Source organism: Paenibacillus taihuensis (assembly GCF_003386535.1).
Classification (GTDB): domain Bacteria; phylum Bacillota; class Bacilli; order Paenibacillales; family Paenibacillaceae; genus Paenibacillus_Z; species Paenibacillus_Z taihuensis.
The window spans coordinates 1-17,126 of record NZ_QTTN01000031.1 but is presented as its reverse complement, the minus strand read 5'-3'; the positions used below and the strand labels follow the sequence as shown (position 1 = coordinate 17,126).

Here is a 17,126-nt window from a genome sequence, read left to right as displayed (position 1 = left end):
TAATTCTCTCCTCCTATCTTTCTTCCGGCAAATACATAAAGAAAAGAAAGCACCGGCAGTTCGCCGATGCTTTCGGCAGCCTATCATCGCTTCAGTTATTTGCTGGTCCAGTTCTCGATCCGCCACTGAATTTGCGAGTTAATCCGATCCTCGTATGCCTTCACGTTGATTTTCTTGTAAGCGTCTACGTAGTCCTGCCAGACGGCGTCGAATTTATCCGAACTGGACATGATTGCCTTCGGCAAATACTTAAGCGAAGAGTCCGTCATTTGCTTGTTCGCGACCGAAGCATCGGATCCGTCAATCAGATCGATCTGCCATGCCGGATAATAAACCGGATTCTCCGGAGCAGGGGAGAAGAAATCCGACCATGTCTTGTAATGGTAAGCGTCGAGCAGCTCTTTATCTTCCGGCTTTAGCGAAGCGTAAAATTCGTCCGGCTGGCTGCCCGCATCCGTCGCGTTGCCGTCGCTGTATGTGCCCTCGATCTTCGGCGCATAACCAAGTAATGCTTCGGCTTTGTTAGCCAGCTTCCAGGTCGGATCTTCCTGTTGCTTGCGCTGCTCCGGCGTGCGATAAAACTTGCCGTTCTCGTCCACCTTGTAGTCGACGCCTTCTTCACCCCACTGCAAAATCTTCTGCCACTTCTCGTCCAGCTGCGCGTCGAGGAACTTAATGATGCGAATCGGGTCTTTGGCGTCCTTGCTGATGCCGAAACCGTTATTCAAGTTAATGACGCCACGATCGAGGTAGTGATCCTTGATGCCGTCGTAAGTAAGCGGGAAGCCGACGTAGGTTTCGCCGATCTTGTTTTGGGCGACCAGTTCATTCTCGGCCCCCTGGAAGTTCCAGTGTTGGTCGAACATGCCGAGCACGCGGCCAGACGAGATCTTCGCATTATATTGGTCAGCGTTTTGAACAAAGGCTTCTTTGTCCATCAAGCCTTGGTTATAGACATCGTTGAGCTTCTTGTAATAGGTCTTTGCGATATCCGCGGTAGCGAATACGCTAGCGACTCCGTTGTCGACCACGACGCCGCCGTCATTCGCATGGCCGCTTAGATGCTCCGGCGCGTTGAGCAGACCGAACGTCTGCCAGCCGTAAGCAAGAGTCGTGTAGCCGATTGTCGGCTGACCGTCAATTGTCGGATGCTTCGCCGCATAGTCGCTGATCAGCTTAAAGTAATCATCCAACGTCTTCGGTGTTGGGTAGCCTGCTTCCTTAAGAATATCCTTCTGAATCCAGAAAGCTGGGCCTGAATAATAATTGCTATGCGTCTCTCCGGTGTAAGCGCCGTAGTTCGGAAGCCAGTAAATATGCCCGTCGCTGGAATCCTTCATCCGGTTCCAATACGCCGCGTAATGCTCCTTCAGATGCGGCCCGTACTTGTCGATCAAATCCTCGAGCGGAATAACCGCTTTCGCCGTTACCAGCTTCGGATCTGCGGTAATGAGATCCGGATATTCCCCGCCTGCAATCATAACGCCCAGCTTCTGCTGCAGGTCTCCGACTAGGAATTCCATGTTGAGCTTCACGCCCAGCTCGTCCTGGATCTTCTTGTAAATCCGATTGTCCGCTGTCGGCTGTTGGTTCGGCGAACCGATGAAAGCCGAAATGGTAATCGGTTTCAAATCATCGGACGCCGCTGCAGCAGTACCGCTATCGGCATTCTCGGAACTAGCTGCCGGATCCGTCGTCCCTTGATTCCCTGCAGAATTGCTGTTGTTATTACCGCCGCAGCCAGCAAGCGCGAGGCTGAGCGCAAGCCCAAGCGACAACGAGCCCCAAAGCTTCTTTCTTTTCACAACCCCCATGTCATTCTCCTCCTCTTAATTCGTTTCTTCTTGCTCCCTTCATTATGGAGAAATGTATGCGTTTGCAACATAATCAGATTTAAGCTGTATGCCCCCTTAATTTAAGTTGCCATCCGGAGGGCTGCAGAATAGCCTTGGGTCACTTGGAGAAATGAAGCCTATAATCAGACGGTTTCATGCCAAGCCGTTTCTCGAATTGCTTCAGAAAATGCTGATAGCCTCGATAGCCGAGCGCTTCGGCGATCGCACATGAGGCGTCGTTCGTTTCCCTGAGCCTCTGCTGCGCTTTCTCAATACGAAGATCGTGAATAAAGTCGAGAATGCCTGTGCCGTATTTGCGCGAGAACGACTGACCTAAATAGACCGGATTTATATAGAAGCGATCCGCTATCTCCTTGATTGTGAACGTCTCCTTATAATGGCGTCGTAAGAAGTCAGCCACCTTCGCCGGCGTGCCTCCGCAATTTATTTCCTGCAGCTCGCGTATGGCAGCTTGGCATTTCAGGCAGAAGGCAGTCAATGTCTCTGCCGATTTCTGCAGATGTTTACCCTGCTCGATATCGGAGATGGAATCCCATAACATGTGCATTTCATCGGGGTTTCCGCCTAACTGCTTGAATAGAGATGCGCAGGCTAGCATGACCTGAGTTTCAAAGATGCGAACCAGCTCTGGCTGGACCATACGCTCTTCGAACGTGCAGAACACTTTCCGGATCGCAGACGTAAGATCGTCGGGACGTGCATTCTCCATTGTCTCGACGATGATGTCCACCGCCTTCAGCTCCCTTGGATCGAAGGACAGCTGTTGACCTTGGACTTTCGCATAATGAACGATGGGGGCACCGCTGAAAAAAAGAAACCGCGCAGCCTCGATGGCGCTACGGTAGGACATTGACAGATTGTTCAGATCATTGACGCCGCAACCGACTGCCATTTCGATTCGCCCGGACGCTGCGGCTCGCATAGCTGCAAGCAGACGCTCGGCGAATGCGTTAACGCCTTCATTGTCGGGTTGATCCGAGCCGAGTACCAGCCCGAACGAACCTCCCATTCTATCGATTAAGTAACTGCGGCCGTTTTCTTCGGTCATCCGCAAGGCAACTTCGCGGGCACTGCCCCAAATTTCTTCCCCCATCCACACTTGCACATATGTCCAATTAGACGCTTGGCTGGATAGATGATTCAGCGTCCGCATCAGTTCCTGCCGATTTGCTTCCTCGCCGCCGAAGAGAAGCATTGACAACGCTCGCCTCACGGCATAACGATCCGCACTGGTACGAATGAGCCGACGTTTCTCCGTCTCGCAGAGCTCGTTCTGAATCTGCTGCAGCACCTCGTCCACCTCGGCCTCAATGATCGGCTTGGTCAAGTAATGCTTGACGCCTAAATTCATCGCCTGTCTGGCGTAATCGAAATCGTCGTATCCGCTTGCTATAATAAAGAGGGTAGAGCGGTTACCCGAGCGACGCGTCTCATCAATCAGTTCAAGCCCGTTCAGAACGGGCATGCGAATATCAGTAACGACTAGATCGGGCGGGTTTTGGCGAATGTGTTCGATCGCTTCTTCACCGTTTCGGCACATTCGATCGATCTGGAAGCCCCACTTTTCCCAATTGACCATGATCTGCAGCCCTTCAAGGACAAGCGGTTCATCATCGGCCAACAGCACTTTGTACATGTTCACACTTCCTTCTTTCGTTCATCTATCGCTTCAAGCCGCGAGAGTGGAATGTGAAAGCCTGCCTCTGTCCCTTTTTCAGGATCGCTGTTGATATGAAATCGGACGCTCTCGTTGTAATACAGCTCCAATCGTCGGTAGACGTTTCGGATACCGACATGACCGTCCATCCCCTTATCCGACCTCACGTTCTCCATCAGCTGTTTCAGCTTAAACTCCTCCATGCCTACGCCGTTATCGATGACATTAATCTCCAACGCTCGTTCCGTCAGTTTCGCGGTCACTCTGATCGAGCGGTTGTCCTTACGGGCTTGCAGCCCATGTTTGCAAGCATTCTCGACTAGTGTCTGAATACTCATTCGCGGAACGTACAGCAAAATAGCCTTTGGATCGATGTCGAAGGCGTACTCAAACAGATCACCGAAACGGAAAGTCTCAATCTGCAGGTACATGGACGTCAACTCCAGTTCCTCCCGAAGCGGTACGAGGTCTTCCGCCCGGCTAAGCAGCTGCCGCATGAGCAGAGACAGGTTTTTAATGATTACCGCCACGTCGGAATACCCGTTTCTCGTGCAGACGACCAGTAACCCATTAAGCGTATTGAACAGAAAATGCGGGTTCATCTGGTTTTGCAGCATGGTTAGCTCAGTACGAACCCTTTCCAGCTCAAGGTTTTTTTGCTTGATTTCCAGCTTGTAGACATCGTTGATGAGTGAGGTAATCTTCCCCGTCATGACGTTGAACGTACGAATCAGACTCCCTATCTCGTCGCGCCCTTCCTGAATGTCGAGCAGATCAAACCTTTCATTTCGGAACTTGTCCATATGTCTTGACAGTTTCTTTACCCGATAATGGTAAGACCGAAGGATAATGAAAATAAGAAGAGAAGGAACTACCGTACTAATGATTGCAAGCCATATAATGGAGTTCCGGGCGTTATGAAGCAAACGATCAATGTGCCGGGTATCCGCGATTCCAACCAGCTTCCAGCCCTTTACGTAGCTGTAATTCCCGATCGCTTCCTCCATCGCATAACCTTTCCTTGCCGTAGTATCTGAGAGTGGCAAATCCTGAACGAGCGAAATCTCGGCACCCTCGAGTCCTGCACTGGCGGCAACAACCTGGTTCCGATTGTCGACGAGTCTTAGCTTCAGGCTGTCAAGCTCGCGATTCAGAATGCTGTCCATCTTATCGATGTTCAAGTCGATTCTCAAATACTTGTCGTATTTGGAATACTGCGGAAAGGTATGCATCTTACTGACGACACTGATCCGTTTGGTCGAGTGGTAGCCTTTCTCATCATAAGCTACAACCAGAATATCCCCGTTTGATTGGTTTAATTGCTCCTGCCAAGGAAGATCATCGGGGACGCTGCTGATCACATGATAGTTCGCCCCCGTTTGTATGGTGTTGTTACTTGTATAAACGCGGACTTCCAAAATATTAGGAGACATGTAGCGGGTCAGCTTATCCCGCAGAAAATCGTCGTATTCTTCATAGTAGTCGACCGGCGACATGTACGTGCGATCGAGCGCTTTGTAGAGTGAATCGTCGCCAGCGAGCGAACGGCTGAGAGCAACGCTTTCGTCTATCATGCCCAGCAGTTCTCCGGATGCCCGTTCGATCGACTTGCGCAAGTTATCCTTTTCCCGAATTTTAATATCGGCGGAATTCTGCTGATAAAAAAAGATGTTGATTGTTATGATCGGAAGAAGCACGCATAACAAATAAATGAGCAGGAATTTGTATTTAAGAGGAATGTCGTTGACTGCACTTAGAATTGCAGGTTGACTTCGCATCCAGATCACCCTTGCCGTTTGTATTTATAAGATGAGGGCAATTTACCTGAAAGCGCTTTAAATTTTGCGGTGAAATATTCCGTATCGTGATAACCGAGTGCCGATGCAATCTCTGACACCAACATATCCGTTCTACGAAGCATTTTGCAGGCTTCATTGATCCGAAGACGGTGGATATAATCGTGAAAGCTATAACCTGTCTCCCGTTTGAACTGCTGTCCGAAATAAGTCGGATTAAGATGGAACCGACCCGCCAGCTCCTGAAGTCGGATTTTCCCACGGAAATGCTGCTTCAGGTAGTCGATTGCCTCCGTTATGGCATTCCCATTCGTCCGGGCCGATGGTTCCTTCACAGTAAAATGCTCGGTTGCCTTCATGGACAACCGCTTCAACGAGGTGCTTGTCCACGAAGCTTTATCGCCTGATTCTGTACCATCCAACAGTTGATGCAGCCAATCGGTTGCCTCCTTATGGTTTGCTCCCAGCTCTGCGTATCGACGCAGCAGCTCGCCGCGAATATGACGAACAGCCGTCTTCATCAAGCCTTCTTGGGCCCCCGTCTTGTCGAACAGCCTAACCAGTCCATCCACGGAGCGATCGATACCTATCAGATCGTTGGTTTCGATCGAATGAAGCAGCTCCCCCACATATGCTGTCATTTCCTCCAAGCACCATGGGCCGGTAACCTTCCGATCTCGATAACAATGTATGCCTGCATTCGAGCCAAGCAACGCTCGGCTCCGAATCTCTAGTGCCTGCCGGTAGAGTTTCGGTACAGTCATGAGTCCGATAGCTGCTTCGCTGCAGTACAACGCGAGCTCTCGAGGCGGCCATCCTTTCTTGACGAGCGTCTCCTCCAACAATTCTTCGAATTGTTCATCGTTCAGATCGTTATCAATAATGAGAAGACCTGCCAAGCCAGGCGACTCCTCAAAAGACCAGGCTCGCGCTCCGTCAATGAACAATGCCTCGGTTAATGTTTTCATCCGTACAATAAGAGGGCTTCTGTCAGACTCGGAATCATCGCTTCCACCGATCGACTCGGCTATCATCAGACGAAAGCGTGTTCGTTCGTTTACACCAAGAAGCCGCGCAGCCATATCGACCGCCGCCGGACCTCCGTTACCGAGCAAGCCGACTATAGCTTCAGCGGCAGCGTCTGCCTGCATCTTGGTGGCAGACGCCGCCGTCTGCCTCCAATCCTCCAATGAAGCAGCCATATCGAGCAGCAGGCTGTGAATTTCCTCCGTCAGGAGAGGCTTCAATACATAACGGTCTACTTGATAGCAAAGTGCCTTTTGAGCATAGGAAAAATCAGAATAAGCGCTTACAATTATAGTTTTGGCGCCATATCCCATTTCTTTCATCGCACGAATCAGCCCGATTCCGTCGAGAACGGGCATCCGGATGTCGGTTATGACAAGTTCTGGATCGCAAGCACGAATTAATGCGAGCGCTTCCTCACCGTCCGTCGCTGTGCCGCACAATTCGTATCCGCAAGCTTGCCAGTCCACCATCGTTTTCCAGCCTTCCAGCATCAATGGTTCGTCGTCCACCACAAGAACCTTATACATCTTCCTATCACCTGCCACAGCTAATTTGCTCAATTCAACATAAGTATGTCGATTGATTGAAAATGCGGCAATGTAATGAATCTATTATTTCTTGGATTATTTCACGATAAAATTTTGACGTTTAACCGGCTGAACAGCTATCATCAAAAACTGCCCGCACGCGATAATCGCATGCGGGCAGTTCTGCGTTACAGTTGTATACTACGGCTTCAACGTGCACTGCTGCATCAGCTTACTTGTTGCCTAGAGCCTTAAGGATACTCAACACCAATGCTGCGTAACCGGCCTTCAGTCCTTTCCCCGACTGGGCGCTCACTTCATTGCTGAGGGCGTTCAAGGCATTGCCTGCCTTCTTGGCGTCGGTGCCGGCCGCTTGCACCTGCTTCACCTTCGCTAACAGGCTGTTTACCAGTCCTGGTTTCGTAATGAAGCCATTGTCTATGCCGCATTGGATCAACGAGTTCAGATGCGCGGCATCCATATAAACGGTAATTTGACTTGTAAGCGTAACGGAATTCCCAGCCTTATCGCTAGCTGTCACGACGATGGGATGTATTCCGAGAGTTAGACTCAGCGGCGCCGCTTTAATCAAGTTGGATGCAGGCATTCCGTCCAAAGTGATGGACACCGAATCCAAGCCGCTAGTTGCATCGGATACCCCAATCGGATAGTTCAGGGCATCACTGATTAGAACCTTCGTAGTGTCCGGCATCGTGATCGCGGGCGCTGTCAGATCGATCTGGATGATCTTCTCCTTCACCGCTTCCTTGTTGCCTGCCAGGTCCTCGCTGTAGTAACGAAGAGTGTGGATCCCTTCCGAAGAAACCGATATCGAATTGCCGGAGGTATAAGCTCCTCCGTCTAGACTGTAATACGTGGAAGCAACTCCGCTGCCTGCATCGGTCGCTTGGAGGACCGCGTTCACGGGATGGGTCTGCCATCCGGTTGGGGCGTTGTCCGTGGTTACCGGAGGTACCGTGTCGGACCCTGCGACAAGTTGCAACGTGCCAATCTTGAATAGATCCTGATAAGCCGTTCCGCTGGCGTCGTTCCAAGCGAATGCGCCAATGCGGGCACCGGCTTTCGCGTCGTTCACCTGAGCGTCAAAGCCGATCTGAGTACCAATCGCGGGCGTAATCTGGATAAACGGAATCTGCATCTCGACGGTGTAGGAGTTCGTCGTCTCGTCGTACGTCGTCGCGGAGGTCATCTTCGTTGCAATGCCCTGATTGTCCGTCATACCTGCGTCTACCGACGCAAAGCCGTCATACCGGACGCGGTAATGCCCGGAAGCGTTCGAGTACATGGCGGTAGAGCCATTCGTCAGGTCAACAACTGCTTCGACCGAATCCTGCTCCCAAGGGTTTGCGTTCCCCTTGTCCAACGGTTCGGACGGATCTTTGGTCACCTGCGCGAATACGTACAGGTTCGCGTCGTCCCACAGCATGCGAGCGGTAGCTGTCGGCATAATTGTGTCCGCTTTCGTGTTACCTGCCTGCGTAACATCGATTGCGATCGGCGATGTTGTCTTCCAAATGTCGTCCATCGTACCGTCGATGTTCGGCGTTCCCTTCGCGGCTGTTGAGGTTTTGCCCCCAGGAGGCTTCCCTGGCGCATTGTAATGCGCAAGGTATCCGGCCGGATCAATCACGGCGTAAAACGCGTCTTTCGGGTACAGTTTGCCATCGAACAGCAATGGGCTGCCGGAAGACAACCAGCTGTTGGTGTCTGTCAGTCCCCAGAGTGTAATGCGCTGCACCGTGTCCTTGAAGGCGGGATCGGTATAAACTTGCATCAACCGCGCGTACTGTGCGGCTTGGGCTGTTTTCTGATCGGCAGTCTGCGTTCCGCCCGTGCCAGCGGAGATGTCTAACTCGCTGATAGACACTTTGACTCCAATATCCTTGAACATCTGGATCGTCTTGCGCGTATTGTTAGGGTTGGTTCCGAGACCGTTATGCTCTTGCATGCCGACTCCCTGAATAAGCTGCTTGCCAGGGTGTCCTACAGCCCAACGGTCATTGATGTCTTTCACCATGTTACGAACTGCCGCGGCCTTGTTCTGGTCGTCCATGCTATAGTCGTTGTAGTACAACAGGACGTTGTAATTCGGCTCCGCTGCACGGGCATCCTTGAATGCCTGTTCGACGTAGTTATCGTCCGTCGCCTTCAGCCACGGAGTGGCTTTCAGGTAGCTGTGCCAGTCTTTCGGATCCAGCGAGCTGTCGCGAACGGTACCTCCGAACGCTTCGTTGACGACGTCCCACGAGATGATGTTCTGCGTACTCGCGTTGAACTTGCCATCAAAATGCGTAAGAACCGCGTTGATATAATCGTTCATGTTCGCATAGGCCCCAGCCGCGGTCAGACCCGGGTTGGACAGAGTCGGATCGGAGTCGGAGATCTTCGCGTTGTTTAGCCACGGAATCGACTGTCCTTCCCAGACAAGCGTATGCCCATGAATTTTTAGGCCATTGTCGATCGCGCTCTGAAGCTCCGTGTCCGCTTCGTTAAAGCTCAGATCCGCAACGTTATGCGTTGAGGCGCTGGTGCCGATCAGCGAAGCCGGCTTCGTCGCGTTTTCAGGCGTCACAACGCCAAACTGGGCTTTCAGGACGGACATGATTGGGTCTTGCATGTAATATGGGCCGATGATGCTGCCCATCAAATAATTCGGGTACGTATTCTTAATGCTTGGCAAGGAGAGTACATCCGGGTTTGTGGTTGGTGTTGTTGCACCACCAATGCTGTTAACCGTAGACAATGCAGCATTCCCATTCGGTGCAAAACCATCCGTAGATTGGTCGTCAAAGTCGGCAGTGTAAACAACATTGCCGGTTGTTGCGTCTTTAACAACAAAGTTGTCGATGTAGTAAGTTATATTCTTTGCATCCGTAGCTCCGCTATCGCCGGTTTTAACAAACTGAAGCTGTCCACCGCTTGCCGCTAGATAAGTATATGTCGCCGTGTATGAAGTCCAAGCGGGGCTTGCCGCACTTAAAGCTCCCGTATTTTTAATCCAGTTGTAGTTTCCGTTCGTTTGTAGAACAATGCCTGCCACATCTTGGTCAGGGGTGTATAAGTCATAGGAGAAGGTATAGGCTGTGCCGGCAACGAGGTTTAGGCCGCTTGCTCCTGTGTCTATTTGCGCACCATCCCACTGGTTCCCACCTGTGGTTTGAACTTTGAGCAAATAGTTTCCATCCGCACTGGCCGCACTGGCCTTATGTATGATCCCAACCTGCTGCAAGAACAAAACAACCGCAAACACTAACACCAAAATCTGCTTAAACCGCTTATTCATCGCCTTACTTCCCCTCCCATAATTAGTTAAGCGTTTACATTTCGGCCTAACAATCCTCCTTCTCTGAACTTTCAATTCAAATGGTAATACAAAAGAAAACAGTTAACACTATACAGATTAAAGAAGGAACCGGTACATATTATAGGTCAGGCGTGAGGAAAGCCAAAAAAGTGTCTTTTTAGCAGATGACACGTTATGAAGAGGCCCATGACTTGGTCATGAGCCTTTTGGATTTGCTTATGCTTGGGGGGGGGGGGGCTGGTCAACCTTAAGGAATTCTAAAATCTTCCTTTGTAATGAAATTGTAATATTCGTTTCATGTTCCTTTCATATTACGAATCTATAATAAAACACATGACCCCCCTTTATTATATATTTTCTCTCTTGCGCCTGCGGATATGCCGCAGGCCTCTTTGTTTTTATGGGCCTAACTTGATATCGTGATAACAAAAAACCGCCCAGGATGCTTAAGCTGCACCTCGGGCGGTTTCTATTTATTTTATTTTACACTAGCTGCTTCTACGAATTGACGAGCTCGCTCAGTGAGCAAGTCGTAACGTCCGCTGCGTACCCAATCCATATTCACAAGCTTGCTGCCCATACCTACGCCGCATGCGCCAGCTTTGAAATACTCGGCAATGTTGTCGAGATCTACGCCGCCGGAAGCGAGCATCGGGATATTGTTCAGCGGTGCGCGAATTTCGGTGAGATACTTGAGGCCAAGAGACGCCATCGGGAACACCTTCACCAGTTCAGCGCCTGCTTTCCATGCACGTACGATTTCGGTTGGCGTCATGACGCCAGGCCATACCGGTACGCCAGTTTTCAAGCCGTAATCCACGACCGATTCGTCCAAGTTTGGAGCGATGAGAAACTGCGAGCCAGCGGCTACCGCTTCCTTCGCCATGTCGAGGTCAAGCACTGTGCCCGCTCCGATGCCGGCTTTGTCGCCGAACTTCTCGCGCCAGCGGCTGATCATCGTTGTGGCACCATCTGTGTTCATCGTGATTTCCATCAGCGAAATGCCACCGTCGAGCAGCGCCTGCGCTGCCTGGTCTGCGTATTGATCCTCAATAAACCGGAAAATCGCAACAATCTTCTCTTGCTGTAATCGTTCCAACATTTGACTCAATTTAAGCAGCCTCCTCAGGTTTCTACCACTACCACTACCACTACCACTACCACTGCCACTCTCGCCTGGTTCACCTTAACTTTGCTATAACCCATTGTAGAAGCCAACGATGACAAAAGCAATTCAAATTAGCCCTGCTCGTTCCAGTAATCCCGCAAAATCCGAATGAACACATTCGGGAACGCCAGCTCTTTCATCTGCTCTGGCCCGATCCAGCGGTAGTTAGCAGGCAATGCTTCACTCGCAGCAGCAGTGCTGCTAGCTTCATAGAGTAAAACCGACTCTGCGGCAGCACTTGCGCCAACGCCAGCGGATACGGCCGCCTCCTGCTTCGCAGCGGCCTCCAGCCAGAAGCCGAACTCCGCGCGGAACACCTGCACATCCCACACGATGTGGCTGAACACATGCTCCGTCTCGCCCCACCAGCTCGTCGGCCGCACGAGCAGGCCATCCTCCGCCGACAGCGCGCGGCTCATAAAGTCCGCTTGCCGCGCGTGCAGTTCCATCGGGCTGCTCGGCGCACCTTGCGGCGCCGAGGCCAAAGCAGCTGCGCCGGCGAGTTGCGCGCCGGCGGCGATCTCCGCCGCTGCAGCTTCCGCAGCGGCGGCGGCTTTGCCGGCAGCGACGCCGCGCCCGCGCCGCTTCACAGCCGTGCTGCCGGCGCTGTCGCCCTCCGGGGCGAACAGCACATGCGGCAGCTCCCACATCTGCGCGAGCAGGCCGCTCTCCGGCCGCTGGCGCACAAGAATCCGGCCAGCGTGCTCGCCGCTGCCGGTAATGATTGCAGCAAGCCGCGTCTCCGGCCGCGGCGGCTTGGCCTTGGTCTTGATCGGCAGGATGTGCTCCTTGCCAGCCATCCTGCCTTCGCAGTGCTGCAGCACCGGGCAAGTGAGGCAGCCCGGTGACTTAGGGGTACACACCAGCGCGCCCAGCTCCATGAGCGCTTGGTTGAAATCGCCCGCCGCTCCCTCCGGGATGAGCGAGGCGGCGAGCTTCTCAATACCTACACGCGTCGCCGGCTTCGCAATGTCATCCTCCAAGCAGAAATACCGCGACAGGACGCGCATGACATTGCCGTCCACCGCCGGTTCCGGCCGATTGAAGGCGATGCTCATAATCGCCCCAGTCGTATAAGGACCGATGCCCCGCAGCGCAGCGACTGCCTCTTTATCATCCGGCATAACCCCGCCGTGAAGGCTCACCACTTCCCGCGCGCCAGCCTGCAAATTGCGCGCCCGCGAATAATACCCAAGTCCCTCCCAGCACTTGAGCACCTCCGCTTCCGGCGCTTCCGCCAGCGCAGCCGCTGTCGGGAACTTCTCCATAAACCGCTCATAGAACGGAATGACCGTATCCACTCGCGTTTGCTGCAGCATAATTTCCGATACCCATACCCGGTACGGATCGCGATTTTGCCGCCATGGAAGATCCCTTCGATTCGCCAAATACCAGCTCAGCAGCTCTCTGCTGAAATAACGGGCTGCTTCCGTCGTCATCCTTGTTTCCCCTCTCTCAACCCTTAAATTAATTCCTGCTCCAACTTATCTTCATTCTCAGTGTTATAGATATAAATTTGCCGGTAGCGCTTAGGCGTCAGCCCCGTATACTGCTTGAACAACCGCGACAAATAATGATTTTGAAGCCCGATCTGGCGAGCCACGTCCGATATTTGAATATCCATATTCTCAAGCAGCGTCTTGGCGCGCTCCATTTTGCGAATATTGATATACTGCGTTGGCGCATGACCGACAATGTTCTTGAAGTAGCCGATAAAATAATTCGGATGCAGAAACACCAGCTTCGCCAGCTCGTCCACCGAAATTTGCTCACCAATATGCTCTTCAATATATTGGATGACATGATCGATCTTCGTAATCGGTTCAATTTGCAGAAACATATCCTCATTAAATCCGCAATAGTCCAAGTAATAAGCGACAATCTCGAACAGCGCCGCCCGCACTCGCAAGCCGCGTGTCAACGTTGTGGATTGATACGCATCAATGAGCTGCCTGAACAGCGTCTCAATATGCTTCCGCTCCTGGTCGTTCAGCTCGATGCTGACCTTCAAATTCAATATATCGAATAGATCCATATCGCCAATCGGCGCCCGAAAATTACACCAGTACAAGCTGACCGACTGTCCTTCCAGCGGGCCAAAAAACTGCTGTGCCCCTGGCGGGAGCAGCAGCAGACGGCCTGGCTTCAGCTCGTAAGATTGATCTTTGATCTTAAGCCCGCCCTCACCGCCAATAATGTACCACAGGCGATAAAATTCCGGCGGCTGCTCCGACTGCCAGCCCTTGCTCGTTACGGAATGCGCAGCCATGGATACATCAGCATGGAACCGGTGAAAATAATTTTGAATAATCGTTTTGAACGTAAGCTTCATGCGGTGCCAGTCTCCCAAATTACAGCCATTTTGAAATTTCGACAATACGCTCTATTATACCTCAATCCATACACATGTGTCGCACAGCTGCACAAGTTGCATCCGGCCTGCACGACGACCTATACTGAATACATCGATCCAATCAGGAGGCTTGTTTTATTATGCCGAACCATTCTACATATACGAAAAATGCAGCAAAATGGGGCGTTTCACTGCTTCCCGCCGTACTTGCGACAGCATTCTTGAGCGGCTGCGGCTCGTCCTCTTCGGTCCAAACGGCTGCCGCTGACGTGCCGAAGGTATTTAAATCCAATTGCATTTCATGCCATGGCACTGACCTTCAAGGCCGCATGGGACCTTCGACGAATTTGACGCAAGTTGGCAAGCGAATGACGAAGGACGAGATTACGAAGCAGATTAAGGACGGTGGCGGCGGCATGCCGGCGTTCTCGAGCAGACTTTCGGCAGCAGAGATCTCAGATTTAGCCGATTGGCTAAGCAAGAAGAAATAAAAAGATAAAAAGACACTTATCCGTATGTACGGGCAAGTGTCTTCTCTATCTTCATTTATAACGATTCTGATCTGCGCGTAAGACTGCTTTTGCGATGCTGCTGCGGCGGTAAGCCTGTCTCCAGCGGTCCTTGATAGAGCCACTTGGACATCCCCATTTCCGGATGTGCCGGGAACCGGTCTCCTTGAATGAAAGGCAGCCACCCGCCCCATACATCTCCGTACATGCCATCGAACGGCACGAACTCTCCGCTCTTGTAATACCGCTTGGCTTCTTTCTCATCCTTCATTGCGCAGCAGCTCCGTTCCTGTAGGCCCATAGTAGATGCTATTGGTTTATTCCAATTATGGGCAAAAGGTGACGCTGCTATGCATCCGTTTTCAATCCGCGCTGCCATGCGCTTTTTCTGCGATGACATAGGCGGAAGCGAGTGAATGGTCGTGGGAGATGGAGACGTGGATCTGTACTTGCTGCCCGTTCAGGCCAAGCCGCGACCATGCGCCTTCGCTAAGTCTGCAGATCGGCCGGCCGCTGCTGTGGCGGTCGATCTCAATGTCTTGGAACCCGAGCGTGCTGCCGATGCCGCAGCCGAACGCTTTGGACACCGCTTCCTTCGCCGCAAAGCGGCCCGACACAAACTCCACTCGCCTTGATCCGCTCATTGGTGCTGCCAGTTCCTGTTCCCGCCCGGTAAGTATTCTGCTCATAAATTTGCTGCCTATCTCGCCCTGGAGAAGCTTCTCCATCCGCTCAATCGACGAAATATCGTGTCCGATGCCTATTATCACGCTGCGTTCAACCGCCCTATCTTATCGAATGACGCCAATATGCGCCAATCGGAAATTCGTCCCCCGGCATTCCGGCCGATCCCCGTGCACGACTTCCAGCTCTATTTGATGCTGACCCGCTGGGAGGTCGTCGCCCAAGAAGCAATCGCGATACCAACCGTCGTCGCCGCACCAGTCCGGACGTTCGCGGGATATGGCGACCCAATCCCCGCCGTCGATGCGGTAGCGGAATTCAGCAGATGTCTTGCCAAAATCAAACCCAAGCGACAGCCCTCTCCCCTCGAATGCAAAAGAAAGCTTTGCTGAGACAGCCGCCGTTTCCAGCACCTGATCGATCCACTCGTAGAATGGCCAGCGCCGAATGACCCATGGCCCCTCCGTACGCACCTCCGTTAGCGGCAGCAGTGTAGCGTCGCCCCAGTGGTGCGGGTGCAACGGTGTTGGAAGTTCGCGCTGCGCGTGAAGCGTAGGCGCCGCCGATTGATGCAGTCGCTGATTGTGCTGATTGTACAGCTCCTTCTCAAGAAAAGCAATGACGCTCTGTGCGTAGCTCAAGCTGCCGCGATGTGTTGGATGCAGGCCGTCCGGGAGCCACTCCTCCCAGCGCATGCGGCCTTTGCGCACTTCCTCCAGCGCGTACAGGCCCATCCAAACCGAGCCGATGCCGTAGTGATCGGCGAGTGTTTCCAGCTCCGCGATCGTGTCCGGCACGCCGCCTTCGCTCATGGCCGCATACATGCTTTGCATGAACGTATGCGTGAACACGACGTCTCTGCTGCCGTCTTCGAGCAGCTTGCGGACTAAGCCTTCGCGCGTGCGCTGTCTCTTGTCCGATGGTTCACCGGAGTCGTTCACCGCGTAATCGATGAACACCAGCTGGCAGCCGCGGTCGATCAAGTCCCGCTTCGCCCGAAATACAGCGAGCTCGCTGCCTGTCGCGCCGATGGCGGCATTTTCGACCACGATGCGCACCTGCGGATACTGCGCCACCAGCCACGCAATGACCGGCTCCGGCCAATTATGCCTTGGTCTCGCATCCGTAATGGACCCGCCAATTAACCCGACCGTCAGCTGCCCCTCTTCCAACGCCTTGCATGTGTGAATCAAAGGATTGCGATGCTTCCAAACCGCTCCATCCATCGTCATTCATTTCCTCCCCCGCGAAATTTCATGCGAGCCGCGAGCCTCTGATGCGAATCTATGAATATCATATCACTCAACCGGGGCTGCTAACACCTTTTCAATTTCCAGTACCTGTGATATCGTTGAATCATCGAACCATACGGTTGTGAAGCACACACCGCTCTTTTCGGACACGACGTGTCCGGATAGGGCGGTTTTTTATTTCATTAGCGAAAGGAGTAGTGTGCATGAACTTTCAGATGGCATATCAGCAGTGGTTCGAGGAGCAACTTATCGATGCTCATGGGGATAGGCGACAACGGCTTGGAGAGGGGCATGGGCATGCGGAGAAGATGTTTTTGCAGCAGGTGTGGCATCCCGCTTTCCGAAGCTTCGACCAGCTTCATGCAGAGTACGAGGTAGCAGACTTCAAAGACGGTTCGCGCTTCCTGGACTTCGCATTCTATCAATCGCCAATCAAACTCGCAATCGAAATTGACGGCTACGGCCCCCATGCTGCCAAAGCTACTCGCTGGCAGTTCGCCGACTCGCTCATGCGCCAAAATCACCTCATCATCGACGGCTGGCAAATCCTTCGCTTCGCCTACGACGACGTCAGCGACCGGCCGCGGATGTGCGAACAAATGCTGCAGCAATTCATGGGCTGCTGGCTCGGCGGCAGCCGGTCGTCGAGCAGCAGCGTCGACGATCTCATCGAAGCCGAGATCCTCCGCCACGCCTTGCGGCTAGACCGCCCGCTTCGCCCTCGGGATGTGATGGAGTTACTGCAATTAAGCCAAAAAGAGGCATATGCCGTACTCCATCGCATGTTCAATAAACGAATGTTACTCCCTGCTGGGAAAGGCACTCTGAAGATACGAGGTTACACGGTTAATCGAGCACTAACTGAATCTTGATAGTACCGGGTTAATGGGGAAGCGACGCTGAGAGAGCTGATTCCGAGCTCTCAGCCACCTCTAACGAACTATGTTACTGGGAGCCGACGCTGAGTGA

The 17,126-nt window shown here is 52.6% G+C and carries 13 protein-coding genes; 2 read left to right on the top strand and 11 right to left on the bottom strand.

All coding sequences use genetic code 11. The annotated features are described in order from the left end of the window. Positions 1-95: 95 nt before the first annotated feature. The 8 genes from A8990_RS21875 to A8990_RS21840 all read right to left on the bottom strand — a co-directional run bounded on the left by A8990_RS21875 (position 96) and on the right by A8990_RS21840 (position 13,690). Complete coding sequence (locus tag A8990_RS21875) at positions 96-1,814, bottom strand: ABC transporter substrate-binding protein (RefSeq protein ID WP_116191185.1); 1,719 nt, start codon at positions 1,812-1,814, stop codon at positions 96-98. Positions 1,815-1,953: 139 nt separating this feature from the next. Beyond that, complete coding sequence (locus A8990_RS21870) at positions 1,954-3,492, bottom strand: response regulator transcription factor (RefSeq protein WP_116191184.1); 1,539 nt, start codon at positions 3,490-3,492, stop codon at positions 1,954-1,956. Between the two features lie 2 nt (positions 3,493-3,494). Beyond that, the gene (locus tag A8990_RS21865) at positions 3,495-5,291 is read right to left on the bottom strand and encodes a sensor histidine kinase (protein WP_116191183.1); all 1,797 of its coding nucleotides are present in this window, start codon (positions 5,289-5,291) and stop codon (positions 3,495-3,497) included. A gap of 5 nt (positions 5,292-5,296) precedes the next feature. Beyond that, a complete protein-coding gene (locus A8990_RS21860; protein WP_116191182.1) occupies positions 5,297-6,865 on the bottom strand; it encodes a response regulator transcription factor in 1,569 nt (522 codons plus the stop codon). Positions 6,866-7,097: 232 nt separating this feature from the next. Continuing rightward, the gene (locus A8990_RS21855; RefSeq protein ID WP_116191181.1) at positions 7,098-10,169 is read right to left on the bottom strand and encodes an endo-1,4-beta-xylanase; all 3,072 of its coding nucleotides are present in this window, start codon (positions 10,167-10,169) and stop codon (positions 7,098-7,100) included. Positions 10,170-10,668: 499 nt separating this feature from the next. After that, positions 10,669-11,301: a bifunctional 4-hydroxy-2-oxoglutarate aldolase/2-dehydro-3-deoxy-phosphogluconate aldolase gene (locus tag A8990_RS21850; RefSeq protein ID WP_116191180.1), complete on the bottom strand. Its 633-nt coding sequence runs from the start codon at positions 11,299-11,301 to the stop codon at positions 10,669-10,671. A 128-nt stretch (positions 11,302-11,429) separates the two neighbouring features. Further along, positions 11,430-12,797, bottom strand: a complete 1,368-nt coding sequence (gene mutY, locus A8990_RS21845; RefSeq protein ID WP_116191179.1) for an A/G-specific adenine glycosylase — start codon at positions 12,795-12,797, stop codon at positions 11,430-11,432. Positions 12,798-12,820: 23 nt separating this feature from the next. Further along, on the bottom strand, positions 12,821-13,690 hold the full coding sequence (locus A8990_RS21840; protein WP_116191178.1) for an AraC family transcriptional regulator: 870 nt from the start codon (positions 13,688-13,690) through the stop codon (positions 12,821-12,823). 161 nt (positions 13,691-13,851) lie between these two features. Between A8990_RS21840 and A8990_RS21835 the strand changes: the two genes are divergently transcribed. Then, a complete protein-coding gene (locus A8990_RS21835; protein WP_116191177.1) occupies positions 13,852-14,202 on the top strand; it encodes a c-type cytochrome in 351 nt (116 codons plus the stop codon). Between the two features lie 55 nt (positions 14,203-14,257). Here the strand turns inward: A8990_RS21835 and A8990_RS21830 are convergent, their stop codons facing one another. The 3 genes from A8990_RS21830 to A8990_RS21820 form a co-directional block, all read right to left on the bottom strand. Beyond that, positions 14,258-14,491, bottom strand: coding sequence for a hypothetical protein (locus A8990_RS21830; RefSeq protein WP_116191176.1), 234 nt, complete (start codon positions 14,489-14,491; stop codon positions 14,258-14,260). A 91-nt stretch (positions 14,492-14,582) separates the two neighbouring features. Next, positions 14,583-14,990 carry a holo-ACP synthase gene (acpS, locus tag A8990_RS21825; protein ID WP_116191175.1) on the bottom strand — a complete coding sequence of 136 codons (408 nt, stop codon included), beginning with the start codon at positions 14,988-14,990 and terminating at the stop codon, positions 14,583-14,585. 21 nt (positions 14,991-15,011) lie between these two features. Beyond that, positions 15,012-16,136: an SGNH/GDSL hydrolase family protein gene (locus tag A8990_RS21820; RefSeq protein ID WP_116191174.1), complete on the bottom strand. Its 1,125-nt coding sequence runs from the start codon at positions 16,134-16,136 to the stop codon at positions 15,012-15,014. 224 nt (positions 16,137-16,360) lie between these two features. On the opposite strand from A8990_RS21820, the gene A8990_RS31655 reads away from it, so the two are divergent. Continuing rightward, positions 16,361-17,029, top strand: a complete 669-nt coding sequence (locus tag A8990_RS31655) for a PDDEXK family nuclease (protein ID WP_181909708.1) — start codon at positions 16,361-16,363, stop codon at positions 17,027-17,029. Positions 17,030-17,126 lie beyond the last annotated feature (97 nt).